This is a genomic window from Comamonas sediminis (assembly GCF_041107495.1).
GTDB lineage: Bacteria > Pseudomonadota > Gammaproteobacteria > Burkholderiales > Burkholderiaceae_C > Comamonas > Comamonas sediminis.
Genome location: NZ_JBGBDC010000006.1, coordinates 398,777 through 422,362, shown reverse-complemented (window position 1 = coordinate 422,362; position 23,586 = coordinate 398,777). Strand labels below are relative to the sequence as shown.

The 23,586-nt window shown below is 64.5% G+C and carries 18 protein-coding genes; 7 read left to right on the top strand and 11 right to left on the bottom strand.

Annotated features, from left to right (window positions below):
- The 7 genes from AB7A72_RS16070 to AB7A72_RS16040 all read right to left on the bottom strand — a co-directional run.
- Positions 1 to 560 (bottom strand): electron transfer flavoprotein subunit beta/FixA family protein (locus tag AB7A72_RS16070; protein ID WP_369460543.1); only part of this gene is annotated, 560 nt, incomplete at its 3' end.
- 68 nt (positions 561 to 628) lie between these two features.
- The gene (locus AB7A72_RS16065) at positions 629 to 1,855 is read right to left on the bottom strand and encodes a CaiB/BaiF CoA transferase family protein (protein ID WP_369460542.1); all 1,227 of its coding nucleotides are present in this window, start codon (positions 1,853 to 1,855) and stop codon (positions 629 to 631) included.
- A gap of 71 nt (positions 1,856 to 1,926) precedes the next feature.
- Positions 1,927 to 2,736, bottom strand: coding sequence for an oxepin-CoA hydrolase, alternative type (locus tag AB7A72_RS16060; RefSeq protein ID WP_369460541.1), 810 nt, complete (start codon positions 2,734 to 2,736; stop codon positions 1,927 to 1,929).
- The gene (locus tag AB7A72_RS16055; protein WP_369460540.1) at positions 2,736 to 3,893 is read right to left on the bottom strand and encodes an acyl-CoA dehydrogenase family protein; all 1,158 of its coding nucleotides are present in this window, start codon (positions 3,891 to 3,893) and stop codon (positions 2,736 to 2,738) included. The genes AB7A72_RS16060 and AB7A72_RS16055 overlap by 1 nt, the downstream gene beginning before the upstream one ends.
- Before the next feature lie 10 nt (positions 3,894 to 3,903).
- On the bottom strand, positions 3,904 to 5,100 hold the full coding sequence (locus tag AB7A72_RS16050; RefSeq protein WP_369460539.1) for an acyl-CoA dehydrogenase family protein: 1,197 nt from the start codon (positions 5,098 to 5,100) through the stop codon (positions 3,904 to 3,906).
- Positions 5,101 to 5,109: 9 nt separating this feature from the next.
- Positions 5,110 to 6,306: an acetyl-CoA C-acyltransferase gene (locus AB7A72_RS16045; RefSeq protein WP_133858690.1), complete on the bottom strand. Its 1,197-nt coding sequence runs from the start codon at positions 6,304 to 6,306 to the stop codon at positions 5,110 to 5,112.
- A 147-nt stretch (positions 6,307 to 6,453) separates the two neighbouring features.
- The gene (locus tag AB7A72_RS16040; RefSeq protein WP_369460538.1) at positions 6,454 to 8,574 is read right to left on the bottom strand and encodes a 3-hydroxyacyl-CoA dehydrogenase NAD-binding domain-containing protein; all 2,121 of its coding nucleotides are present in this window, start codon (positions 8,572 to 8,574) and stop codon (positions 6,454 to 6,456) included.
- Between the two features lie 120 nt (positions 8,575 to 8,694).
- On the opposite strand from AB7A72_RS16040, the gene AB7A72_RS16035 reads away from it, so the two are divergent.
- From AB7A72_RS16035 to AB7A72_RS16015, 5 genes are all read left to right on the top strand, one after another.
- Complete coding sequence (locus AB7A72_RS16035) at positions 8,695 to 9,606, top strand: LysR family transcriptional regulator (protein ID WP_230772830.1); 912 nt, start codon at positions 8,695 to 8,697, stop codon at positions 9,604 to 9,606.
- A 184-nt stretch (positions 9,607 to 9,790) separates the two neighbouring features.
- Positions 9,791 to 10,228, top strand: a complete 438-nt coding sequence (locus AB7A72_RS16030) for a tripartite tricarboxylate transporter TctB family protein (RefSeq protein WP_133858687.1) — start codon at positions 9,791 to 9,793, stop codon at positions 10,226 to 10,228.
- A gap of 24 nt (positions 10,229 to 10,252) precedes the next feature.
- Complete coding sequence (locus AB7A72_RS16025; RefSeq protein WP_133858686.1) at positions 10,253 to 11,797, top strand: tripartite tricarboxylate transporter permease; 1,545 nt, start codon at positions 10,253 to 10,255, stop codon at positions 11,795 to 11,797.
- Positions 11,798 to 11,888: 91 nt separating this feature from the next.
- Complete coding sequence (locus AB7A72_RS16020) at positions 11,889 to 12,590, top strand: response regulator transcription factor (protein ID WP_369460537.1); 702 nt, start codon at positions 11,889 to 11,891, stop codon at positions 12,588 to 12,590.
- Positions 12,587 to 14,026, top strand: coding sequence for a sensor histidine kinase (locus AB7A72_RS16015; protein ID WP_369460536.1), 1,440 nt, complete (start codon positions 12,587 to 12,589; stop codon positions 14,024 to 14,026). Before AB7A72_RS16020 ends, AB7A72_RS16015 begins: the two co-directional genes overlap by 4 nt.
- Here the strand turns inward: AB7A72_RS16015 and AB7A72_RS16010 are convergent.
- On the bottom strand, positions 13,989 to 14,900 hold the full coding sequence (locus AB7A72_RS16010) for a bestrophin family protein (RefSeq protein WP_133858683.1): 912 nt from the start codon (positions 14,898 to 14,900) through the stop codon (positions 13,989 to 13,991). The genes AB7A72_RS16015 and AB7A72_RS16010 overlap by 38 nt on opposite strands.
- Positions 14,901 to 15,083: 183 nt before the next feature.
- Positions 15,084 to 16,388 (bottom strand): replication-associated recombination protein A, encoded by a 1,305-nt coding sequence (locus tag AB7A72_RS16005; protein ID WP_312451813.1) that lies wholly within the window; start codon positions 16,386 to 16,388, stop codon positions 15,084 to 15,086.
- A gap of 392 nt (positions 16,389 to 16,780) precedes the next feature.
- On the opposite strand from AB7A72_RS16005, the gene brnQ reads away from it, so the two are divergent.
- Positions 16,781 to 18,100 (top strand): branched-chain amino acid transport system II carrier protein, encoded by a 1,320-nt coding sequence (gene brnQ, locus AB7A72_RS16000; protein WP_312451816.1) that lies wholly within the window; start codon positions 16,781 to 16,783, stop codon positions 18,098 to 18,100.
- A gap of 225 nt (positions 18,101 to 18,325) precedes the next feature.
- Positions 18,326 to 20,053 carry a malate dehydrogenase (quinone) gene (mqo, locus tag AB7A72_RS15995; RefSeq protein ID WP_369460535.1) on the top strand — a complete coding sequence of 576 codons (1,728 nt, stop codon included), beginning with the start codon at positions 18,326 to 18,328 and terminating at the stop codon, positions 20,051 to 20,053.
- A 113-nt stretch (positions 20,054 to 20,166) separates the two neighbouring features.
- On the opposite strand, the gene lolA is transcribed toward mqo, so the two are convergent.
- Positions 20,167 to 20,799: an outer membrane lipoprotein chaperone LolA gene (gene lolA, locus AB7A72_RS15990; RefSeq protein ID WP_239810897.1), complete on the bottom strand. Its 633-nt coding sequence runs from the start codon at positions 20,797 to 20,799 to the stop codon at positions 20,167 to 20,169.
- A 144-nt stretch (positions 20,800 to 20,943) separates the two neighbouring features.
- On the bottom strand, positions 20,944 to 23,352 hold the full coding sequence (locus tag AB7A72_RS15985) for a DNA translocase FtsK (RefSeq protein WP_407064988.1): 2,409 nt from the start codon (positions 23,350 to 23,352) through the stop codon (positions 20,944 to 20,946).
- Between the last annotated feature and the right edge of the window lie 234 nt (positions 23,353 to 23,586).

Genomic DNA, 23,586 nt, shown 5'->3' with positions numbered 1-23,586 from the left:
GTGACGTAGCGCGGCTCGTTCAGGCGCAGGTCGGTGGTGATGACGGCGGGCAGCGACAGAGACAGGGTCTCCAGGCCTCCGTCCACTTCGCGCGTCACGCTCACCTTGTCGCCTGCGACTTCGACCTTGGAGGCGAAGGTGGCCTGGGGCAGATCGCCCAGCGCGGCCAGCATCTGGCCGGTCTGGTTGGCGTCGTCGTCAATGGCTTGCTTGCCGCAGATCACAAGGCCTGGCTGCTCTTTGTCGACCAGGGCCTTCAGGAGCTTGGCGACCGCCAGCGGTTGCAGCTCTTCTGCGGTTTCGACCAGGATGGCGCGGTCAGCACCAATGGCCATGGCCGTGCGCAGGGTCTCCTGGCACTGGGTCACGCCGCAGCTCACGGCGATGATCTCGGTCACGACGCCCTTTTCCTTCAATCGCACGGCCTCTTCCACCGCGATTTCATCAAAGGGATTCATCGACATCTTCACATTCGCAATGTCCACACCCGAGCCATCGCTCTTGACGCGCACCTTGACGTTGTAGTCCACCACGCGTTTGACGGGTACCAGTACTTTCATAGTCTCAGCTTTCTAACAATAAACTCTGGGCCCGCTGCGGCGTCCTGCGCCATCGGCGGGCCTCGGTATCAATCGGGCAAGGTCAGCACGCCTTGCGCCTGGAGCGACTGCAATTGCGAATCACTCAAACGCAGCAGATTTTGCAGCACTTCGCGTGTACCTTCACCGAGTGTGGGTGGCGCGCGGCGAATCGGCAGGCGTTCACCATCCATGCGGATGGGCGGCGCCAGCACAGCGGTCTGGCCGGCCACCGGGTGGGGCATGTTCTGCACCAGGCCAGCTTGCTGCACGCGCTCGGAGGTCAGCGCCTCATGCAGGCCCAGCACCTCGCCGCAAGGCACGCCGCAGGCATTGAGCCGCTCGATCAGCAGCGCACGCGGAAAGCTGCGGATGGTCTCGATCATCAGCGGCAGCAGCAGCTTGCGGTCCTTGGCGCGTTCCACATTGGTGGCGTATTTGGGGTTGTCAGCCAGGTCGGGGCGCTCGATCACATCGCGGCAGAAGCGCTCGAACTGCGAATTGTTGCCCACCGCAATGATCAGCGGGCCATCGGCGGCCTCGAACATGCCGTAGGGCACGATCGACGGGTGGGCATTGCCAAAGCGCTCCGGGTCCTTGCCCATGAACAGCGCATCGAGCCCGTAGTAGCCGGTGATGCTGACGCCGTTGTCGAACAGCGCCATGTCGATCTTGCGGCCCTGACCCGTGCGCTCGCGGGCAAACAGCGCAGCCAGCACCGCCTGGGCGGCGCTCATGCCGGTCATCAGGTCCACCACGGCCACGCCAAACTTCAGCGGTGGCTGCGATGCCTCGCCATTCATCGCCATCAAGCCGGCCTCGCCCTGCACCAGGATGTCGTAGCCCGGGCGGGCGGCTTCATCGGTGTCGGTGGCATAGCCGGTCACGCTGCAATAGATCAGGTCCTGCTTCAAGGCCTTCAGCGCCTCATAGCCCAGACCCAGCTTGTCAGCGCCGCCATGCTTGAAGTTGTGGATCACCACATCGAACTGGGGCAGCATCTCCAGGATCAGCGCCAGCCCCTCGGGCTTTTGCAGATCGACGGTGATGGACCGCTTGTTGCGGTTCATGCTGTTGTAGTAGGTGGTCTCGGTCTTGCCAATGCGCAGGCCCCAGTCGCGGGTGTCATCACCACGCTTGGGGTGCTCCACCTTGATCACTTCGGCCCCCAAGTCACCCAGCACCTGGCCGCACAAGGGGCCGGCAAAAACACGGGACAGGTCCAGGACCTTCACACCCGCCAGCGGCAGGGCCGTGGCTTTCTCTTCCTCACGCATACTTGTCTCCTCGGATCACCAGGCCGGCCCATTTGCCAGGCCGGTCCTGGTGCCATTTTTCTCAGTCCCTGTCAGCTGCGCAGCTGCAGGTAGTTGGCGGGGCGCTTTTCCAAAAACGCGGCAATGCCTTCGGCCGATTCCGGTGTGGCCTGCGCCTGCACCATCAGCTCGGCTTCCATGTCCAGCTGCTGCTCCAAGCTGTTGTCGTAGGCAGCGCGGCACAGCGATTTGATGCTGGCCATGGCCTGCAACGGCCCGTCGGCCAGCTGACCCGCCAGTGCGATGGCCTGGGCCAGCGCATCGCCCGGCTCGGCCAGGCGGTTGACCAGGCCCAGTTGCTGCATGCGCTCGCCGTTCACCCGGTCGCCGGTCAGGCACAGCTCGGTCAGCAGTTGGCGCGACAGGTGCTCGGCCAAAAAGGCCGTGGCGCCGCCGTCGGGCGACAGCCCCACCTTCACATAGGCGACCGAAAACGCGGCATTGCGCGCTGCCACCAACATGTCGCAGGCCAAGGCCAGCGACAGGCCGGCGCCGGCCGCTGCGCCCTCCACCGCCGCCACGACGGGCTTGGGGCAGTCGCGCAGCGCACGCACCAGGTCATGCAGGCCTTCGAGCAGCTCGCGGCGCTTTTCCAGCGGTTGGTCGCGGCGCGTCGCAATGCGGCGCAGATCGCCGCCGGAGCAGAAATGCCCGCCGGCACCGGTGAGCACAATCGCGCCCACGGCCGGGTCGGTCGCCGCATCCTTGAGCGCGGCCGTCAGGCCCAGGTAGAAGTCGGGCGACAGCGCATTGCGCGCCGCCTCGTTGTTGTTGGTCAGCACCAGCACGCCGCCTTCGCGGCGCGCCAGCAGCGCGGGGTTTGCGTTGCTGGCGGTCGTCATCAAGCGGCCTTGGCTGCTGCGCGTTCCTGGGCCTGCAGCGCCATGTAGCGCGCCAGGTGGTGGTCCATGTCGCCCAGCTGGTGGTCGATCATGATGATGCGCTTGGCGTAGTGCGCCAGCGGCAGCTCCCAGGTCACGCCGATACCGCCATGCATCTGGATCGCCTCTTCGGCCATCAGGGTGCCAATCTGGCCCACGCTGTACTTGGCGGCCGACAGCGCTTTTTCACGCTCGAGGTAGTCGGGGTTGTCGATGGCCGCTGCCGCGTTGATGACGGCCGAGCGGGCCTGCTCGGCTTCGAGCAGCAGATCGGCCATGCGGTGCTGCAGCGCCTGAAAGCTGCCGATCGGCACGCCAAACTGCTTGCGGGTGCGCAGGTATTCCAGGGTGTGGTTCTTGGCCACATCCATCGCGCCCAGCGATTCGGCCGCCAGCGCCAGCAGGCCAAAGCCGCAGATACGTTCGAGCAGCGCATGGCCTTCGCCCAGCTTGCCCAGCAAGGCATCAGCGCCGACCTTGACGTTGGTCAGCACCAGCTCGGCGGCATGGCCACCATCGATGCGGCCATAGCCCCGGCTGCTGATGCCAGCGGCATCGCCCGGCACCAGGAACAGCGAGATGCCCGCCTCATCGCCCACGGCGCCTGCCGTGCGGGCGGAGACCAGCAGCAGCTGCGCCTGGTCGCCAAACAGCACCACGGCCTTGCTGCCGTTCAGCACCCAGCCATCGCCGTCGGTTTGAGCGGTGGTCGCCACGCGGTTCAGCTCGTAGTGGTTCGCGGGCTCGTCATGCGCCAGCGCGGCAATCGTCTCGCCGCCGATGATGCCTTCGAGCTGCGCCTTTTGCACATCGCTGCCGGCCTCGGTCAGCGCGCGACCCACCAGCAAGGCGCCCAGCAGCGGCTCTGCCACCAGGTGCGTACCCAGTGCCTCGAACACCACGCTGATATCGACGCCATCGCCACCAAAGCCGCCATCGGCTTCCTTGAACAGCGCGCCAATCGCGCCCAGTTCGGCCAGCTTGGCATAGGTCTCGGCGCTGAAGCCCTGGGCGCCATAGGCGGCCTTGTTGCGGTACTCGGTGCTGTACTGCTCGCTCAGGTAGCGGCCCAGCGCATCCGCCAGCATGCGGCGGTCTTCATCCAGTTGAAAATCCATAAAAATCTCCTTACAGACCCAGGATCATCTTGGAGATGATGTTGCGCTGGATTTCGTTCGAGCCGCCGAAGATCGACAGCTTGCGGTAGTTGAAATAGGCCGCAGCGGCGGTGGCCGCCTCCTTGGGGCCCACGGGCTCATCGGCGTATTCGGCAAACTGCGCCTCTTCGATGAAGGGCAGCGCATAGGGGCCCATCGCACGGCGGATCAGCGACAGCAGCTCCTGGCGCACAACGGTGCCCTTGATCTTGAGCATCGAGCTCTCGGCGCCCGGCACACCGCCGCCCGCGACCGAGGCGATCACGCGCAGGTTGGTGGTGGCCATGTTCAGCAGCTCGATCTCGACCTTGGCCATGCGGGTGGCAAACTGCGGGTCTTCGATCAGCGGCTTGCCGTTGCGCTGCACGCGCTGGGCAATCATCTTGAGCTTTTCCAGTCCGGCCATCGAGAAGCCCACGCCGGCAATGCCGGTGCGCTCATAGGTCAGCAGGTACTTGGCATAGGTCCAGCCCTTGTTCTCTTCGCCCACCAGGTTTTCCAGCGGCACCTTCACATCGGTCAGAAAAACTTCGTTGACTTCCTTGTCGCCATCCAGGGTGCGGATGGGGCGCACTTCGACGCCGGGCTGGTTCATGTCGATCAGCACAAAGCTGATGCCTTGCTGCGACTTCACCTCTTTGTTGGTGCGCACCAGGCAGAACATCATGTTGGCGTGCTGGCCCTGGGTGGTCCAGGTCTTCTGGCCGTTGACGATGTAGTGGTCGCCATTGCGCACAGCCGTGGTCTTGAGCGAGGCCAGGTCGGAGCCGGCACCGGGCTCGGAGTAACCCTGGCACCACCAGTCATCGCCATTCAGAATGCGCGGCAGCCAGTGGCTTTTCTGCGCCTCGTTGCCGTATTTGATCAGCACCGGACCGAGCATGGACAAGCCAAAGGGCACCAGGCGCGGGCCACCGGCCAGGGCGCATTCGTCATCAAAAATGAACTTCTGCACCGGCGACCAGCCCGTGCCACCAAACTCCTGCGGCCAGTGGTAGGCCAGCCAGCCCTTTTTGTTCAGGATGGCATGCCAGTTTTCCTGGTCAAAGCGCGTCAGGCGCTGGCCGGCCTTGACCTTGGCGGCCAGTTCCGGGGGCAGGTTGTCTTTCAGAAACGCACGTACTTCGGCGCGGAAGGCTTCTTCTTCGGGGCTGAATTGCAAATCCATCGCAGTTCCTTAAAAAATCTCGAACAGGCCAGCGGCACCCATGCCACCGCCCACACACATGGTCACCACGCCCCACTTCACTTTTTCGCCCCGTGCCTTGCGGCGCTGGCCTTCGAGCAGGATGTGGCCAGTCAAGCGCGCGCCAGTCATGCCAAAGGGGTGGCCGATGGAGATCGCGCCGCCGTTGACGTTGAGACGGTCCATGGGGATGCCCAGCTTGCGCTGGCAGTACAGCGCCTGCGAGGCAAAGGCCTCGTTCAGCTCCCAGAGGTCGATGTCCTGCACCGTCAGGCCGTGGCGCGCCAGCAGCTTGGGCACGGCAAACACGGGGCCAATGCCCATCTCGTCGGGCTCGCAACCGGCAATCGCCAGGCCACGGAAGGCGCCCAGCGGCGTCAGGCCCAGCTTGGCCGCTTCCTTGGCTTCCATCAGCACGCAGGCGGCCGAACCATCGGACAGCTGCGAGGCATTGCCAGCAGTGACAAAGTTGCCCGCGCCCTTGACGGGTTCGAGCTTGGCCAGACCTTCGAGCGTGGTCGAGGGGCGGTTGCAGTTGTCCATGGTCGCGGTGACGTCCTTGTAGCTGACCTCACCGGTTTCCTTGTTCTTCTCGGCCATGCGCGTGGCGCAGGGCACGATCTCGTTGTCGAAGGTGCCATTGGCCTGCGCCGCTGCGGTGCGCTGCTGGCTTTGCAGCGAGAAGGCGTCCTGGTCTTCGCGGCTGATGCCGTAGCGCTTGGCCACCACATCGGCGGTGTCGATCATGGCCATGAACAGGTCAGGCTTGTGCTCCACCAGCCAGGGATCGGCATCCGAGGGGTTGGTATTGCTCGAACGGATCAGCGAGATGCTCTCGACACCGCCAGCCACCATCGCCGGTGCGCCATCGACAATGATGCGGCCGGCCGCAAAGGCAATCGCCTGCAGGCCCGAGGCGCAGAAGCGGTTGACCACGGTGCCGCCCACGCTGATGGGCAGGCCGGCACGCACAGCCGCCTGGCGGCCGATATTGCGGCCAGTCGTCCCTTCGGGGTAGCCGCAGCCCAGCACCACGTCTTCGATCAGGGCCGGGTCGATGCCGGCGCGCTGCACGGCCGCGCTGATGGAAAAGGCCGCCAGCTGCGCACCGGGCGTGACATTGAACTCCCCACGGTGGGATTTGGCCAGCGGCGTACGCGCTGTCGAAACGATGACGGCTTCACGCATGCATGTCTCCTTGGGTCTGAGCGACCGTTGATTGTGATTTTTGGGGCCGACAGCGCTTGTCACCCAAGCGCTAACCGCCATTTTTGATAGTGCAACCCGGGCTTCGCCTGCATGGAAGCCAGGGGTTGCCTCAAGCCTGACCCTGCGTCAGGCCGCCTTGTTCAGGCTCTCGAAGTTCTCGCCCTTCTCCACCAGCTCCACCAAGAGCGGCGATGGCGTCCAGAACAGCGCGTCTTCCTTGGCGAACTCGCGGATGTCGGCCAGGATCTTGTCCAGGCCCACCATGTCGGCCCACTTCATCGGGCCGCCCCGGAAACGCGGGAAGCCGTAGCCGTAGAGGAAGGTCACATCCACATCCAGCGGACGCAGCGCAATGCCTTCGCGCACCACATTGGCGCCTTCGTTGACCATGGCGGCCATGTAGCGGCGCATGATCTCGGCATTGCTGAAGCTGCGCGGCGTCACGCCAACGCGCTGGCGCTCGGCATCCACAATCGCCAGCACTTCGGGGTCTTGCTCGCCCACACGCGCGCCTTGCGGATACAGGTAGTAGCCGCGCTGGGTCTTCTGGCCAAACCAGCCCTTTTCGGCAATGCGGTCGGCAATCTGCACATAGCGTGCCTTGGGGTCGCGCGTGGCGGCCTTGCGCTTGCGCGTGGCCCAGCCAATATCGCCACCGGCCAGGTCAGCGACCTGGAAGGGGCCCATGGGATAGCCGAACTCGCGCACCGCCTCATCGATCTGGTAGGGCGAGGCGCCGTCTTCGAGCAGGTAGTTGGCCGCCTCGCGGTACACGGCCAGAATGCGGTTGCCGATAAAGCCATCGCAGACACCGGCGCGCACCGGCACCTTCTTCATGCGGCGGGCCAGCTCGAAAGCGGTGGCCACCACATCGGCGCTCACCTTGGCGGGCACCACGATCTCCAGCAGCTTCATGATGTTGGCGGGGCTGAAGAAGTGCAGACCGATGACATCCTGCGGACGCGAGATGCTCGCGGCAATCGCATCGATATCCAAGTAGGAGGTATTGGTGGCAATCACGGCGCCGGGCTTGCAGACCTTGTCCAGCTCGGCAAACACGGCCTTCTTGACACCCATCTCTTCAAACACCGCCTCGATCACCAGGTCGACCTGGGCGAGCGCGGCGTAGTCGGTGCTGCCGCTGTAGCGCGCCATGATGGCGGCCTTTTTCTCGGCCGTCATGCGGCCCTTGGCGATCAGGCCGTCGTAGACCTTTTCCACATTGGCGCGGCCCCGGGCGATGGATTCCGCATCGCGCTCGACCATCACCACCGGCAGGCCGGCATCCAGCGCTGCCACGGTGATACCGGCGCCCATGGTGCCGCCTCCCACCACGCCGATGCTGTTCAGGGCGCGCGGTGCAGCGGCCTTGGCTTCGGGGATCTTGGCGGTTTCACGCTCGGCAAAGAAGGCATGGATCAAGCCGGCGCGCTGCGGGCTCTCCAGGCACTGCACAAACAGCTTGCGCTCGTTTTGCATGCCCTGCTCAAACGGCAGGTCCAGCGCGCCTTGCACGCATTCGATGATCTTGCCAGGCGAGAACAGGCCCCGGCTTTTCTTGGCCGATTCGGCCTTGGCAGTGTCGAGCTCGGCCTGCGACGCAGCCTTGTCGGCCAGGGCCGTGGCTTCGCGGGTGCGGCGCACCGGGGCGTTCTGCGCCAGCAGTGCGTTGGCATAGGCCAGGCCGGCCGTGCGGGCATCGCTGCCGGCGGGCTCTACCTTGTCGACCAGGCCCATGGCCAGCGCTTCTTCGGCACTGGCGTGGCGGCCCGACAGCATCAGATCCAGCGCAGCCTTGACGCCAATCAGGCGGGGGGTGCGCTGCGTGCCACCGGCGCCGGGCAGCAGGCCCAGTTGCACTTCGGGCAGGCCCAGCTTGGCGCCAGAGACGGCCAGGCGGTAGTGGCAGGACAGCGCCACTTCCAGGCCACCGCCCAGCGCCGGGCCATGGATGGCGGCCACGACGATCTTGTCGCTGTTTTCCAGCTGCACCAGCACATCGGGCAGGCTGGGCGGCATCGCGGGCTTGCCGAACTCACGGATATCAGCACCGGCGATAAAGGCCTTGCCGCTGCCCACCAGCAAGATGGCCTGGACCTGCGCATCGCTGCGCGCCTGGGCCACGGCATCGGCCAAGCCTTGGCGCACGGCCTGGCTCAAGGCGTTGACGGGGGGGTTCTGGATGGTGACGACCAACACTTGCCCTTCGCGGGCGATGTTCACTACAGCGGCGTTTTCAGCGCTCATGCATGTCTCCTGGTAGATCAATCGAAGCTTGTTGCGAACCATTGTCAATGCAACTAGGCTTATTTGACAATCACATAGAGGATTGACAGACTGTCAAAGGAATTTAGACAATCGCATCCCATGGACCACAACGCCCTCACCTTGCTGGTGGAAATCATCGATTCCGGCAACCTCAGCCGCGCCGCCGCCAAGCTCAAGATGAGCCGCGCCAATGTCAGCTACCACCTGGCGCAATTGGAGAAATCAGTGGGCGTGCAGCTGGTGCGCCGCACCACGCGCCGGGTCGAACCGACCGAGGTGGGCCTGCGCCTGTATGAACATGGCCGCAGCATCCGCAACGAACTGGCCGCCGCCAGCGAAACCATCCGCAGCCTGGGCAAGGGCCTGCAGGGCCGGGTCGGGCTGGCCGTGCCCAGCGGCTATGGCCAGCTGGTGATGAGCGACTGGCTGATCGCCTTCAAGCGCCTCTACCCCGATATCGTGCTGGATGTGATCTTTGAAAACCGGGTCGACAACCTGGTGCGCGACGAAGTGGACATTGCCATCCGCGTGCTGCCCACGCCGCCTGACAACCTGGTGGCCCGCCACATGGGCGAGATGAACTATGTGGCCTGCGCCAGCATCGACTATGCAGGCCAGAACATGCTGCCCCAGCAGCCCGAGGACCTGCGCCATGTGCCGCTGATCACCAGTGGCGTAGTCGGCAAGCAGCTGCTGGTACGCGCCTACCAGGGCGATGTGCGCAAGGAGATCCGGCTGGAGCCCAGCCTCATCTCCGAGCATTTTCCGTTTCTGCGCCAGGGCATCATGGCCGGCCTGGGCGTGGGCATCGTGCCGGACTATGTGATCCGCGCCGAGGTCGAGCGCGGCGAGGTCGTCACCACCTTGCGCGACTGGCGCCTGAGCATTTTCGGCAACCACATGTACCTGCTGTGGATGCCCAACCGCCACCAGACCAAGGCGGTGCGCACCATGATCAGCTTCCTGCTGGAGCAATCCCAAAAGGCCGGCAGCCTGCCTGCATTGGGTTGATCGGCGCTGCCCTCCCCTTCATTCGCGTTCCAACGCCGAGTCGCCCGCAGTACGCCTGCCAGCGCGACTTGCGCCCTGCAATCAGGTTCCCGTCAGGTAAGCGCCCTTAAGGTGGCGGCGCCTGCGTGCGTGCCCATCCTGGCCAAGATGCGCGCGGGCATGGAACCACACAGGATTGAACCGAATGAAAATGACAAGAGACATCCATGACATCGTCGGCGGCCTGCTGATGTCAGCAGCAGGCCTGTTCTTTGCGCTCTATGGGCGCGAATACAACTTTGGCAGTGCAGACCGCATGGGGCCGGGCTACTTCCCCGTCGTACTGGGCTGGCTGCTGTTTGGCCTGGGCCTGCTGCTGGCGATACCCGCCTGGTGGCGCCAGGGCAGCCCCATCGTGCTGCAGTGGGGCAACCTGTTCTGGTCCGTGGCCAGCCTGCTGGCCTTTGCACTGCTGCTCTACCCGCTGGGCGTGGCCCTGGCCGCGCTGGCCGCCAGCCTGGTCGCGCTGATCGCCACCAAGATGAGCCTGCGCACGCGCCTGCTGGTCAGCCTGGCCGTCGCTGCGCTGACCACGGTCATCTTTCCCATTGGTCTACGCATGACCTTGCCCATCTGGCCCTGAGCCCGGCACTGACAAAGGATCTCTATGGATTTGCTTGGAAACCTCTGGATGGGCCTCAATGTGGTGGCCGATCCCTCAACGCTCTGGTATTGCTTCCTGGGCGTATTTTTGGGCACCGTCGTCGGCGTGCTGCCCGGCATCGGTGCGCTGGCCGCCATCTCGCTGCTGCTGCCCTTTACCTACCATATGTCGCCCACGGCGGCCATCATCATGCTGGCCGGCGTCTACTACGGCGCGCAGTACGGCGGCTCCACCGCCTCCATTCTGCTGAACCTGCCGGGCTCACCGTCCTCAGCGGTGACCTGTCTGGACGGGTACCCGATGGCGCGCAAAGGCAAGGCCGGGGTGGCGCTCTTTGTCACCACGATTGCCTCGCTGGTCGGCGCCATGTCGGGCCTGATCCTGCTGGTGCTGTTCTCGCCGGCGATCTCCAAGATCGGCCTGCAGTTCGGCCCCACCGAGTTCTTCTCGATGATGCTGCTGGGCCTGGTGGCGGCTTCGTCGATGAGCGCCGGCTCGGCCACCAAGGGCCTGTGCATGGTGGTCTTCGGCCTGCTGCTGGGCATGATCGGCACCGATGTGAACTCGGGCGTCGCGCGCTACTCCTTCGACATCCCCGAGCTGATGGACGGTGTCAACCTGGTGGCGCTGGCAATGGGCCTGTTTGGCGTGGCCGAGGTGATCCGCTGCATCAACCTGGCCGATGCCAACCAGAAACCCGACAAGGTCACCTTGCGCTCCATGGTGCCTGAGCGCCAGGAATTCCGCGACACCATCAAGCCGATGCTGCGTGGCTCGGCGCTGGGCTCCTTCCTCGGTGCACTGCCGGGCGTAGGACCATCGATTGCGTCCTTCATGTCCTACGCGATTGAAAAGCGTGTGGCCAAGGACCCGAGCCGCTTTGGCCATGGCGCCATCGAAGGCATCACCGCGCCCGAGTCGGCCAACAATGCGGCGGCGCAAACCGCCTTTGTGCCCTCGCTGTCCATCGGTATTCCGGGCGACGCGGTGATGGCCGTGATGCTGGGCGCACTGATCATCCACGGTATCCAGCCCGGCCCGATGTTGATGACCGAGCAGCCTGAGCTGTTCTGGGGGCTGATCGTCAGCTTTGCGATCGGCAATATCTTCCTGGTGATTCTGAACCTGCCCACCATCGGGCTGTGGGTCGCGCTGCTGCGCATTCCCTTTGCCTGGATGTACCCGGCTATCTTGGTGTTTGTCGCGCTCGGCGTCTACAGCGTCAACAACAACCTGTTCGACATCTACATGGTGGCCGTGCTCGGCGTCATCGGCTATGTGCTGATGGTGCTGCGCTTTGAGGCGGCACCGCTGCTGCTGGGCTATATCCTGGGGCCGATGCTGGAAGAAAACCTACGCCGTGCGATGCTGCTGTCGCGGGGCGATGCCACGGTGTTCTTCAACCGGCCGATCAGCGCCTCCCTGCTGGCGCTGACCGGCGCGATCCTGCTCTGGGCCATCTGGTCGGGCGTGCGCAAATCGCGCAAGGAAGCCCGTGCCTTTGCCCATGCGCAAGAGAGCGCGGTGCCCGCTACGGCATCGTCCTGACCCCGTTGCACTCCAGTGCGCCTGTTCTCGCCACCCGGCCTGAACAGGCTTTTTTCTGGCTGCTGTGTTGTGCTTTTGCTAGGCTTGGGCCATGCGAATTCTTGTGATTGAAGACGATGCCGTGCTGCGCGATGTGGTGGTCAGCAGCCTGCGCGATGCGGGCCACCATGTGGACCAGGCGGCCGACCTGGGTGCGGCGGAGCACTGGTGGCGGGTGCAGCGCTTTGATGCCATCCTGCTCGACCTGAACCTGCCCTGCAGCGCCGTGCGCGGCAGTGCGATGGGCAGCGGCCTGGCGCTGCTGCAGCAGGCGCGGCGCCGTGGCGACAACACGCCCGTGCTGGTGCTCACCGCCCGCAACCAGACCCCGGACCGCATCGCTGGCCTGGACAGCGGCGCCGACGACTACCTGGGCAAGCCCTTTGAGCTGGCCGAGGTCGAGGCCCGGCTGCGCGCCCTGGTGCGCCGCGCGATTGGCACCCAGGATGTATCGACCGTGGGCCAGCTCAGCCTGGAGCGCAACAACCGGCGCTTTCGTGTCGGCATGCAGCCGCTGGATCTGCCCGCGCGCGAGTTCGAAGTGCTGTGGGAGCTGATGAGCCCGCCCGGCCGCGCGGTGAGCAAGCGCAGCCTGTCGGACAAGCTCTCGGGCTATGACGATGCACTGGGCGACAACGCGCTCGAAGCCTTTATCTCGCGGCTGCGCAAAAAGCTGCAGCACAGCGGCGCAGCCATCCGCACCCTGCGCGGCATTGGCTACCTGATCGAGGCCGACGGCGGCGATGCCGCATGAGCACCGCCACTACTACCACCACCCGCCCCAGCCCGCTGCCCTCGCTGCGCATGCGCGTGCTGCGCCATGTGCGCTCGCCGCTGGTCTGGACCTGGCTGCTGGGCACCGTATTCATGATGGCGCTGGCCAACCACTTCACCCAAAGCGCCTTCGACCGCGCGCTGCTCGACGATGCCTATGCGATTGCCTCGCACCTGCGCGCCGATGACGAGGGCGAGGTGGCCCTGCAGCTGACCGACAGCGAGCTCAAGGCCGCCCTCTTCGACCAGGCCGAGTATGTGTACTACGCCGTCTACCGCAACGATGGCAGCCAGCTGGCTGGCGAGCCGCTGCCACTGCTGCCCTGGGACGAGAGCGAGCCGGTGAGCTACCGCGAAACCCTCTACAACGGCCAGCTGGTGCGGGCGGTGGCGCTGCGCAGCGCCGTGGGCGAGCAGCAGCTCAGCATCGTGATGATGCACACCACGCGGGTGCGCGACAGCCTGATCCAGCACCTGTTCCTCTATGCCGCAATCCCGCAGCTGACCTTGCTGGTGCTGCTGCTCTGGTGGCTGCACCACCGCATTGGCCAGGACATGGCACCGCTGGCCGCGCTGCAACGGTCGCTGTCGCGGCGCGATGCGCAGGACCTGGCACCCATCCCACCCAGTGCACCAGCCACCACGCGCGAGATCGAGCAGCTGCGCCAGACCACCAATGCGCTGCTCGCCCGCATTGCCGACAACGTCGAGGCCCAGCGCGAGTTTGCCGGCAATGTGGCGCATGAGGTGCGCACGCCGCTGGCGGGCATCAAGGCGCTGGCCGACTATGGCCTGGGCCATGCCGACCCTGCCGTGCAGCAGCAGCAACTGCAGCGCATCTCGGACAGCGTGGCGCGTGCCAGCCACCTGGTGGACCAGCTGCTGCTATTGGCGTTGAGTGATGAGGCCAGCGCCGTGCAACTGGCGCCGGTGGCCGCTGCCGAGCAGGTGCAGCAGGCGGTGCTGCGCCACTGGGATGCCGCCAGCCGCGCCCGGATCGATCTGGGTGCCGAGGGCCTGGACACGGCCGAGGCCGAGCAGCTGCGCATCGCCGCCGATGCCAACCTGCTCGCGGCCATGCTCGACAACCTGATCCTCAATGCGCTGCGCTATGGCGGCCAGTCGGTCACCGTGGCCTTGCAGGCCGCCGGCGATGGCTGCAGCGTCGAGCTGGCCGTCATCGACGATGGCCCGGGCATGAGCGAGGAACAATGCCAGGCCGCCATGCAGCGCTGGCAGCAAGGGCCCAGCGGCCAGTCACTGGGCCAGGGCGCCGGCCTGGGCCTGGCGATTGTGGCCAAGCTGGCCCATCTGCAGCAGGCGCGGTTTCAGCTGGCGCCGCGCTCAGAGGGATCAGGATTGCGCGCCAGCCTGGTGTTCAGTGCAGTACAAAATCGCGCACCTGGGGAGCCTTAGCCAGCGGCGCCTCGCCCAGCATCTCCAGCACCGAGGACTCAATGCCGTAGACCATCGCATCGAGTGCCAGGTCATTGGCCTCCATGCCAAAGGGGTGCTCCAGCTCGGCGCCCAGCGCCTCCAGCGCGAAGAAGGTGTAGGCGACAAAGCAGACGATCACCGGCGTCATCGTGCCGATGGAGTCGAGCAGGCCAAAGGGCAGCAGAAAGCAGTAGATATAGATGCTGCGGTGCAGGATCACCGAATAGGTGAACGGAATCGGCGTGCTGGCGATGCGCTCGCAGCCGCCCAGTGCACTGCCCAGCCGCGCCAGCGCTTGTTCGAACACGGGTACCACGGGCGCGGCAATGCGGCCCTGCTGGCATTGCTCGCCCACCCAGCGCTGCACCAGCAGCATGGCCATGGCGGCAGGAAAGCGCGCCTCGCTGATCTGCTGCACCTCAGCCGGCGGCAGGAACAGCGCCAGATCGGCCCGCGCATCGCTGCCGCGCAGCTGGTGCTTGAGCGCATAGGCAAAGGCGCAGAGGCGCAGCACCAGCACGCGCGTCTGTGCGCGGTCCTGGGTCAGACTCAGCGCCTGGGCGGCCAGGTGCCGGCTCTCGACCAGGAACACGCCCCAGAGCGTGCGCGCCTCCCAGAAGCGCGCATACGAGGTGCTGTTTCTGAAACCCAGAAAAATCGCCAGGGTCAGGCCGATCAGCGAGAACGGCACAAAGTTCAGCGGCACCTTCCAGCTCAGGATGGAGCCGTGCAGCATCGTGGCCACCACCGCGAGGATGGTGATGATGATCAGCTGCGGCGTGATCGCCGGCAGGATGGAGCCACGCCACACAAACAGCATGCGCAGCCAATGCAAGGGAGGACGGACGATCATGGCCGGTATTGTGCGGCCAGGGGTATATCCGACGGGCTTGCTGGCCTCGCGATGCCAGCGTGCCGGAGCCTCCCGGCGGACGCCGCTCGGGAACGGGCTACCGCAGCGAGGGGCAGCAGGGGCCGCGAACGCTTTGCCGGAGGCCGCCGGCATGCACAGCCGCAGCCCGGCCACCGGCCCGGATCAGTCCTGCCCGGCCTCGTCGTCCCAGCGCTTGAGCTGCGCCAGCTTCTCGCCAATCTTCAGCTCCAGGCCCCGGGGCACGGGCTGGTACCAGCCGGGCTCGTCTATTCCTTCCGGGAGATAGGTTTCTCCGGCCGCGTAGGCATTGGGTTCGTCATGCGCGTAACGGTATTCATGCCCATAGCCCAGCTCCTTCATCAGCTTGGTCGGGGCGTTGCGCAGGTGTACAGGCACTTCGCGGCTCTTGTCCTGCTTCACAAAGGCCTTGGCCTGGTTGTAGGCGTTGTAGCCGGCATTGCTCTTGGCGGCCATCGCCAGGTAGATGACGGCCTGGCCCAACGCCAGCTCGCCTTCGGGGCTGCCCAGGCGCTCATAGGTCAGTGCGGCATCGTTGGCGATCTGCATTGCGCGCGGGTCGGCCAGGCCAATGTCCTCCCAGGCCATGCGCACAATGCGCCGGGACAGGTAGCGCGCATCGGCGCCGCCGTCGAGCATGCGGGTGAGCCAGTAAAGCGCGGCATCCGGGTGCGAGCCGCGCACCGACTTGTGCAACGCGGATATCTGGTCGTAGAAGTTGTCGCCGCCCTTGTCAAAACGGCGGCTGTTCAGGGTCAGCGCGTTCTGCAGGAAGTCTGCGGTGATCTTGGTCATGCCCGAAGCCTGCGCTGCCGTGCTGGTCTGCTCGAGCAAGTTCAAAAAGCGCCGGGCATCGCCATCTGCATAGCCAATGATGGTGTCGGTGGCCAGGTCATCAAACGCAAGATGGCCCAGCGCGATCTCTTGGGCACGCTTCAGGAGCAGGCGCAGTTCATCATCGGTCAGCGACTTGAGCACATAGACCTGGGCGCGCGACAGCAAGGCCGAGTTCACCTCGAACGAGGGGTTTTCGGTTGTCGCGCCAATGAAGGTGACCAGGCCGCTTTCGGCATAAGGCAGCAAGGCATCCTGCTGCGATTTGTTGAAGCGGTGGATTTCATCGACAAACAGGATCGTGTGTTTGCCCATCGCCAGGTTCTGCTGGGCCTGCTCCATCGCTGCGCGGATGTCCTTGACGCCGGAGAACACGGCAGACAGCGCAATGAACTCGCACTTGAAAGCGGTGGCCGTCAGCCGCGCCAAGGTGGTCTTGCCGACACCGGGCGGGCCCCAGAAGATCATCGAATGGGGTTTGCCGGACTGGAAAGCCAGCCGCAACGGCTTGCCTTCTCCCAGCAAGTGGGACTGGCCCACCACCTCATCCAGCGTCTTGGGGCGCAGCGCCTCGGCCAGCGGCGCGGCCGGTTCCTGGCTAAACAAATCAGCCATGCAGGCCTCCGGAACCACGGTGGGCTGTCCCGGCACACCGCAGCCATGGGCCCTCGGGGCAGGACGCTTGCCTACTACGTTTATGCACTGCAACCCTACTAATCCCTGGGGTGCATATGCCTTTGCTGATCTGGGTCACGATTTTTCGCAGAAAATAAGGGTTTATACGGATTCACGTCGCATCAGATATTACAGGGCTCTCATTGGCCCAGCCTATAACAACAGCCCCCGACATCGACGCCGCGCGCTCGAAGCCTTTGCGCCGAGCCAGCAGGAACGCTATTTGCCGCGCATGCACCCAGGGGTTTTTTTCTGATGCCCGTTTCCGCGACTCCATGCGCTGATGGCCTCCACTCCAAGTGGGCGCTAACCAGCAAGAACCAAGAGCCTTTATGAAATCACTGAAAACCAGGGACATTATCGCCCTCGGCTTCATGACCTTTGCCCTGTTCCTGGGGGCCGGAAACATCATTTTCCCGCCGCTGGTCGGCCTGTCTGCAGGAGAGAACCTGCTGGGCGCGACAACCGGCTTCCTGCTGACGGGCGTGGGCCTGCCGCTGCTGGGTGTGGTTGCACTGGCCCGCGTGGGCGGTGGTCTGGACCAGCTGACCCACCCGATTGGCCGCATCGCCGGCCTGGTGCTGGCCACGACGATCTATTTGACGATCGGCCCCTTCTTTGCCACGCCACGCACCGCCACCGTCTCGTTCGAGATGGGCATTGCGCCCTTTGTCGGCAATACCTCGATTGCACTGCTGGTGTTCAGCATCGTCTATTTCTCGCTGGTGCTGCTGCTGTCGCTGTTCCCCGGCAAGCTGATGGACACCTTGGGCAAGCTCATCACCCCGCTGCTGATTGCTGCGCTGCTGGCGCTGGGCGGCATGGCGGTGCTGGCACCCGTAGGTGGCTACAGCACGGCCAGTCCGGACTATGGCACGCAACTGGCTGCCTTTGCCCAGGGCTTTGTGCAGGGTTACCAGACCATGGACGCCCTTGCCTCGCTGGTGTTCGGCATCGTCATCGTCAACGCGATCAAGGACGCGGGCGTGACCGATACACGCCTGCACACCCGCTACGCCATCTATGCCGGGCTGATTGCCGCGGTGTGCCTGAGCCTGGTCTACATCTCGCTGTGCTACCTGGGCGCCACCAGTGGCGAGCTGGCGCAGAACACCGTCACCGGCGTGCAGATCCTCACCGCCTTTGTGCAGCACCGCTTCGGCAGCGCCGGCATCTGGCTGATTGCCGCAGTGATCCTGCTGGCCTGCCTGACCACCGGCGTGGGCCTGGTCAGCGCCTGCAGCAGCTTTTTCAGCCAGCTCACCGGTTTCTCCTACCGCAGTGTGGCGCTGTCCTTGTGCATCTTCAGCGCCGCCGTGGCCAACCAGGGCCTGGCGCAGCTGATCGAGATCGCCGGCCCGGTGCTGGTCGCCCTCTACCCCCCTGCGATTGCGCTGGTGTCGCTCAGCCTGCTGCAGCGCTGGCAGCAACCCACACGGGTCTATATCCCCGTGATGCTGGTGGCGCTGGTATTTGGTCTGGTCGATGGCGCCAAGGCGCTGCAATGGACCAGCGCCCTGCCCGCCTGGCTGGACCACCTGCCCGGCGCCGCGCTGGGCCTGGGCTGGGTCACCCCGGTGGCGGCCACCATGGTCTGCGCTGGCCTGGCCGACTGGTTTTTGGCACGCCGCCAAATACCGGTGCGCCCGTGATCGCGTATGAACCACATTCTGCCCAATGGATATTCAGTACCACCGTTAATATCGGCACTGGATATTCATTGGCAGCCTTATCTAGAACCGCCTAAGCCAAGCAGCTCAATACCGTCAGAACAGGCACCCAAGAATCGGAGAGACATTGAGCCTGCTTAAACCATGGTTATTCATGGTCCTTAATGACAATACTGTCAAAATCCAAAAATTTGTGGAGTTTCAGCAATGACGAATCCAACAGAAAATCCCCAAGCGGCCTCCGCTGCCAAAGCGCCCAAGAAGGGCTTCACCCGCCGCAAGTTCGTCGCCTCGGCGGCGGCCGTTGGTGCTGGCGTCGTGGGCTACCAGTATTTCTTCGGCAGCCAGTACCGTGCAGAAAAAGCAGACCGCCAAGTCGATGTACTGCTGATTGGCGGCGGCATCATGAGTGCCACCTTGGGCGTTTATCTGCAGGAGCTGGAACCCGGCTGGACCTATGAATTGTTCGAGCGCCTCGACCAGGTCGCCGAAGAAAGTTCGAACGGCTGGAATAATGCCGGCACCGGCCACTCGGCGCTGTGCGAGCTCAATTACACACCGATGGATAAAAATGGCAATGTGCAGATTTCCTCTGCCATTAACATTAATGAAAACTTCCAGGTGTCGCGCCAATTCTGGTCGCACCAGGTGCGTACCGGCGTATTGGGCAATCCCCGCGAGTTCATCAACTCCACGCCCCACATGAACCTGGTGTTCGGCGAAGAAAACCGCGCCTTCATCCAAAAGCGCCTCAAGGCCCTGGAAGCCTCGCCGCTGTTCACCGGCATGGAGTCGTCCACCGATCCGGAAAAGATCAAGGAATGGATTCCGCTGATGATGGAAGGCCGTGATCCGGCCGAAGTGGTGACGGCCACGCGCTCGCCGCTGGGCACCGATGTGAACCTGGGCGAGATCACGCGCCAGTTCTACAAGAACCTGTCGTCCAAGCCCAATTTCAAGCTCCACACGGGCCAGGAAGTGCGCTCCATCACGCGCAATAGCGATGGCTCCTGGCGCGTGTCGGCCTTCGACATGAAGGATGGCAGCAAGATCCAGACCGTGGATGCACGCTTCATCTTCATCGGCGCCGGTGGCGCGGCACTGCCGCTGCTGCAGCTGTCGGGCATCCCCGAGTCCAAGGTCTACGGCGGTTTCCCGGTGGGCGGCGAGTTCCTGGTCACCGAGAACCCGGCGATCACCGAACGCCATCTGGCCAAGGTCTATGGCCTGGCCGACACCGGCTCGCCTCCGATGTCCGTGCCCCACCTGGACACCCGTGTGCTGGACGGCAAGCGCGTGCTGCTGTTCGGGCCATTCGCGACCTGGTCGAGCAAGTTCCTGAAGAACGGCTCCTACTTCGACCTGGCCAAGGCCACGACCTTTGCCAACGTGATCCCGCAGCTGCAAGTGGGCGTCAACGAGTTTGCGCTGGTCAAGTACCTGGCCCAGCAGCTGAGCCTGAACAAGGAGCAGAAGATGGACGCGCTGCGCCATTACATGCCCGAGGCCAAGGATACCGACTGGCGCCTGTGGGAAGCCGGCCAGCGGGTGCAGATCATCAAGAATGACCCGGAAAAGGGCGGCATCCTCAAGCTCGGCACCGAAGTGGTCGTCGCCCAGGACCGTTCGCTGACCGCGCTGCTGGGTGCTTCGCCAGGCGGCTCGACCTCGCCAGCGATCATGCTGACCTTGCTGGAAAAGGCTTTCCCCGAGAAGGTCAAGAGCGCCGAATGGCAAGAGAAGATCCGCAAGATCGTGCCAAGCTACGGCGTCAAGCTCAACGAGAACCCTGCGCTGCTGCAGCAGGAATGGCAGGCCACCGAGCAGGCGCTGAACCTGGCGATTGCCTCGCCCAGCCTGCAAGGCGTCGAAGCCGGTGTGCAGCCCAATGAAAACATGAAGGACCTGAAGAAGGTGCCGGACATGGCACTGTAAGCCACAGCCGCAGCCGCCTACTGCGGCGGCCGCCCAGCAAAAAAGGTGTTCACCGCGATGGTGAACACCTTTTTTTATGGCCGCGCGGTGGGTCACCGCTCTTGAAGCACCGCTTACTGGCGAATCACTTCCGCACCAGAAGGAATCGCAAACTCGAACGTCGCGCCGGGCAGCGAAGGCAAAGCCTTGAAGCCGACAAAGCGCAGCACCGAGCGCTGGCCAAAGCCGTCCTCGATCTCCAGGGTCTGCAGCTCATCGCCCTTGAAGCCGACCTTGACCTGCTTGATCTGGCCGTCCTTGTTCTTGGGGATGGCCTGGGCCCATTGCTGGCCATCGGCCTCGGGCAGGCTGCTGACATCGAATTCGGCCTTGAGCGCCTGCAGGCTCGAAGCCGACGCCAGCAGCGCGGCAGGCGTCTGGCCCAGGGCCTTGCTCTGCTGGCGCTGGGTGACCTGGTTCAGGTCCGCGTCGTAGACGGTGAGCACCGAGCCATCGGCAACGATGGTCTGGTCAAACGGCTTTTGGTAGATGAACTTGAACTTGCCCGGCCGCTGGAATGCAAAGCTGCCGCTGGAGGTCTTGACGCGCCCTGCCTGGCCCTGCTTGGCAGGCGATGTCACCGTCTGCGTGAACTGGGCTTCGCCCGCCTGCGAGCTGGTCATGAACTTTTCCAGGCTTTGCAGGCCATCCGCCTGGGCCCAACCGGCCAGGCTGACCAGGGCTGCTGCTGCGATCCATTGTTTCATCGTGAATCCTTTCGGGCTTTGCGAACAAAGCCAATGCATGGGCCTTTTCAGGCCAACAAGGGGTTTGGAGTGCCGCAGCGGGCTACAAGTGCCCGCCGTTGGCCGCAAAGACGTTGGCTTTGCGAATGTTTACCGGCGATGGCGCTATTCTTCACCGCCAGGGCGGTGGGCGACCAGCACTTCGCGCTGGCCGCTGCCGGTCAAGGCGCTCACCAGGCCGGCGCGCTCCATCTCTTCGAGCAGGTTGGCCGAGCGGTTGTAGCCGATGCGCAGCTTGCGCTGCACGTAGGAGATGCTGGCCTTGCGGTCCTTGAGCACGATCTCGACCGCCTGGTCGTACATCGGGTCCTTCTCGCCACTGCCGCCGCCTTCCTCATCGCCGAAGCCCGAATCGCCGTCGCCCGTGCCCCCTTCGAGCACGCCGTCGATATAGTCGGGCTCGCCCTGCTCCTTGAGGTAGCTGACCACGCGGTGCACTTCCTCGTCGGATACAAAGGCACCATGCACCCGCACCGGGAAACCCGTGCCGCTGGCCATGTAGAGCATGTCGCCCATGCCCAGCAGCGCCTCGGCGCCCATCTGGTCCAAAATGGTGCGGCTGTCGATCTTCGATCCCACAGAGAACGCGATCCGCGACGGGATATTGGCCTTGATCAGGCCGGTGATCACATCGACGCTGGGGCGCTGGGTGGCCAGGATCAGGTGGATACCGGCAGCACGCGCCTTTTGCGCCAGGCGCGCAATCAGCTCTTCAATCTTCTTGCCGACGACCATCATCAGGTCGGCCAGCTCGTCGATCACCACGACGATGTGCGGCAGGCGCTGCAAGGGTTCGGGCGATTCGGGCGTCAGGCTGAACGGGTTGGGGATGCTTTCCTCGCGGGCCTTGGCCTCGTCGATCTTGGTGTTGTAGCCCGCCAGGTTGCGCACGCCCAGCTTGCTCATCAGCTTGTAGCGGCGCTCCATCTCGGCCACGCACCAGTTCAGGCCATTGGCGGCCTGCTTCATGTCGGTCACCACCGGGCACAGCAGATGCGGAATGCCTTCGTAGACCGACATTTCCAGCATCTTGGGGTCGATCATCATCAGCCGCACATCCTTGGCCTCGGCCTTGTAGAGCAGCGACAGGATCATGGCATTGATACCCACCGACTTGCCCGAACCGGTGGTACCGGCAACCAGTACATGCGGCATCTTGGCCAGGTCGGCCACCACCGGCTTGCCGATGATGTCCTTGCCCAGGCCCATGGTCAGCAGGCTCTTGGCATCGTGGTACTCGTGCGAGCCCAGGATTTCGGTCAGGCGGATGGTCTGGCGCTTGGCATTGGGCAGCTCCAGCGCCATATAGGTCTTGCCGGGGATGGTCTCGACCACGCGGATCGACACCAGGGACAGCGAACGCGCCAGGTCCTTGGCCAGGTTGACGATCTGCGAGCCCTTGACGCCGGTGGCCGGCTCGATCTCGTAGCGGGTGATCACCGGGCCGGGCGCGGCCTCGACCACGCGCACCTCGACGCCAAAGTCCTTGAGCTTTTTCTCGATCAGGCGGCTGGTCATCTCCAGGGTTTCATAGGAGACGCTCTCCTGCGTCTTCGGCGCAGCATCGAGCAGGTCCACCTGCGGCAGACGGGTGTCGCGCAGCTCGTTGAACAGCGGCTTCTGCCGCTCCTTGACCACACGGGCGCTGGGCTGCGCCTGGGGCTTGAGCGGCTGGGCGATGTGCAGGCCCGCATCGGCGGCCGCGCTGCGCGGCGCTGCGGGCAGCATGCTGTCCAGGCCATCGCCGGTCGGATCCATGCGCGAGGCCATCGGCGCGGGGGCTGCGCTGCTGACCTCGGCCTCACGCGCCTGCGCTGCCTTCTTGCCGACAGCCTTGTCGGCAGCGGCTTCACGCCGCAGCATCAGCTTTTGCAACGTGCGCTCGATCCCGGCGCCCACCTTCTCGGCAATCTGGCCCCAGGAGAAGCCCAGAATCCAGGACAGGCCCAGCAGCAGCAGCATGACGCCGACAATGCCCGAGCCGGTAAAACCCATCCAGCGCTCGGCCAGCGGGCCCAGCAAAAAGCCCAGCACGCCGCCGGCAGCGCCGGGCAGGATGGGCTCAAAACGGTAGAGACGCGACCACTCCAGCGCCGCGCTGGCCAGCAGCAGCAGCACCAGGCCACCCCAGAACACAATGCGGCGCAGCCACAGCGGGCGCGGGTCGTTGGGGGGAGCCTCGCCCGCGCGCAGCCAGCGCGCCAGCGAAGAGAACCAGGCGAGCACGGCGGCGACCACCAGCCACCAGACCGAAAAGCCGACCATGAAATAGCCGCCGTCAGACACCATCGCGCCCAGGCGCCCCATCCAGTTGCTGACGTCACCCGCGACCTGGGTGCCCGAGGTGGACCAGGCCGGATCCTTGGGTGAGTAGCTGACCATCGCCGCGACGCAAAATGCCATCAGCAGAAAACTGATGATGAGCACCAGCTCATGCCCAAAACGGCGAACCCCCATCACCAGCGAGTGGCCAGCATGGGGTGGTGTCTTTGATTTCTTTGAAGAGTAAGCCATAACCTAGGAGCCAGAGCTTACCCTAAGCGGATTGCAAATTCGATAGCAGACCAGGCGCCTGGAGCCGGGTGATGCCCTGCTGCGACGCGGTGGTTCAGGCAAAGGCGGGGCAGCTTGCAGCAGCCCACCGCCCGCCAGCGCCATTGCAGCGCCTGGTGATTGGCAAAAATACACAATAAAAACATCGATCTCATGCGCGTGAAGCATGGGCTTGTGCGGCGCTCGCACCCCTGC

What these genes read in the sequence shown, in the direction of transcription:
- AB7A72_RS16020 (WP_369460537.1), top strand. Translation starts at nt 11,889, where the DNA reads ATGCGAATTCTTGTGATTGAAGACGATGCCGTGCTGCGCGATGTGGTG.
- AB7A72_RS16015 (WP_369460536.1), top strand. Translation starts at nt 12,587, where the DNA reads ATGAGCACCGCCACTACTACCACCACCCGCCCCAGCCCGCTGCCCTCG.
- AB7A72_RS15985 (WP_407064988.1), bottom strand. Translation starts at nt 23,352, where the DNA reads ATGGCTTACTCTTCAAAGAAATCAAAGACACCACCCCATGCTGGCCAC.
- AB7A72_RS16005 (WP_312451813.1), bottom strand. Translation starts at nt 16,388, where the DNA reads ATGGCTGATTTGTTTAGCCAGGAACCGGCCGCGCCGCTGGCCGAGGCG.
- AB7A72_RS16055 (WP_369460540.1), bottom strand. Translation starts at nt 3,893, where the DNA reads ATGGATTTTCAACTGGATGAAGACCGCCGCATGCTGGCGGATGCGCTG.
- AB7A72_RS16045 (WP_133858690.1), bottom strand. Translation starts at nt 6,306, where the DNA reads ATGCGTGAAGCCGTCATCGTTTCGACAGCGCGTACGCCGCTGGCCAAA.
- AB7A72_RS16050 (WP_369460539.1), bottom strand. Translation starts at nt 5,100, where the DNA reads ATGGATTTGCAATTCAGCCCCGAAGAAGAAGCCTTCCGCGCCGAAGTA.
- AB7A72_RS16035 (WP_230772830.1), top strand. Translation starts at nt 8,695, where the DNA reads ATGGACCACAACGCCCTCACCTTGCTGGTGGAAATCATCGATTCCGGC.
- AB7A72_RS16010 (WP_133858683.1), bottom strand. Translation starts at nt 14,900, where the DNA reads ATGATCGTCCGTCCTCCCTTGCATTGGCTGCGCATGCTGTTTGTGTGG.
- mqo (WP_369460535.1), top strand. Translation starts at nt 18,326, where the DNA reads ATGACGAATCCAACAGAAAATCCCCAAGCGGCCTCCGCTGCCAAAGCG.
- AB7A72_RS16065 (WP_369460542.1), bottom strand. Translation starts at nt 1,855, where the DNA reads ATGCGTGAGGAAGAGAAAGCCACGGCCCTGCCGCTGGCGGGTGTGAAG.
- AB7A72_RS16060 (WP_369460541.1), bottom strand. Translation starts at nt 2,736, where the DNA reads ATGACGACCGCCAGCAACGCAAACCCCGCGCTGCTGGCGCGCCGCGAA.
- brnQ (WP_312451816.1), top strand. Translation starts at nt 16,781, where the DNA reads ATGAAATCACTGAAAACCAGGGACATTATCGCCCTCGGCTTCATGACC.
- AB7A72_RS16030 (WP_133858687.1), top strand. Translation starts at nt 9,791, where the DNA reads ATGAAAATGACAAGAGACATCCATGACATCGTCGGCGGCCTGCTGATG.
- lolA (WP_239810897.1), bottom strand. Translation starts at nt 20,799, where the DNA reads ATGAAACAATGGATCGCAGCAGCAGCCCTGGTCAGCCTGGCCGGTTGG.
- AB7A72_RS16040 (WP_369460538.1), bottom strand. Translation starts at nt 8,574, where the DNA reads ATGAGCGCTGAAAACGCCGCTGTAGTGAACATCGCCCGCGAAGGGCAA.
- AB7A72_RS16025 (WP_133858686.1), top strand. Translation starts at nt 10,253, where the DNA reads ATGGATTTGCTTGGAAACCTCTGGATGGGCCTCAATGTGGTGGCCGAT.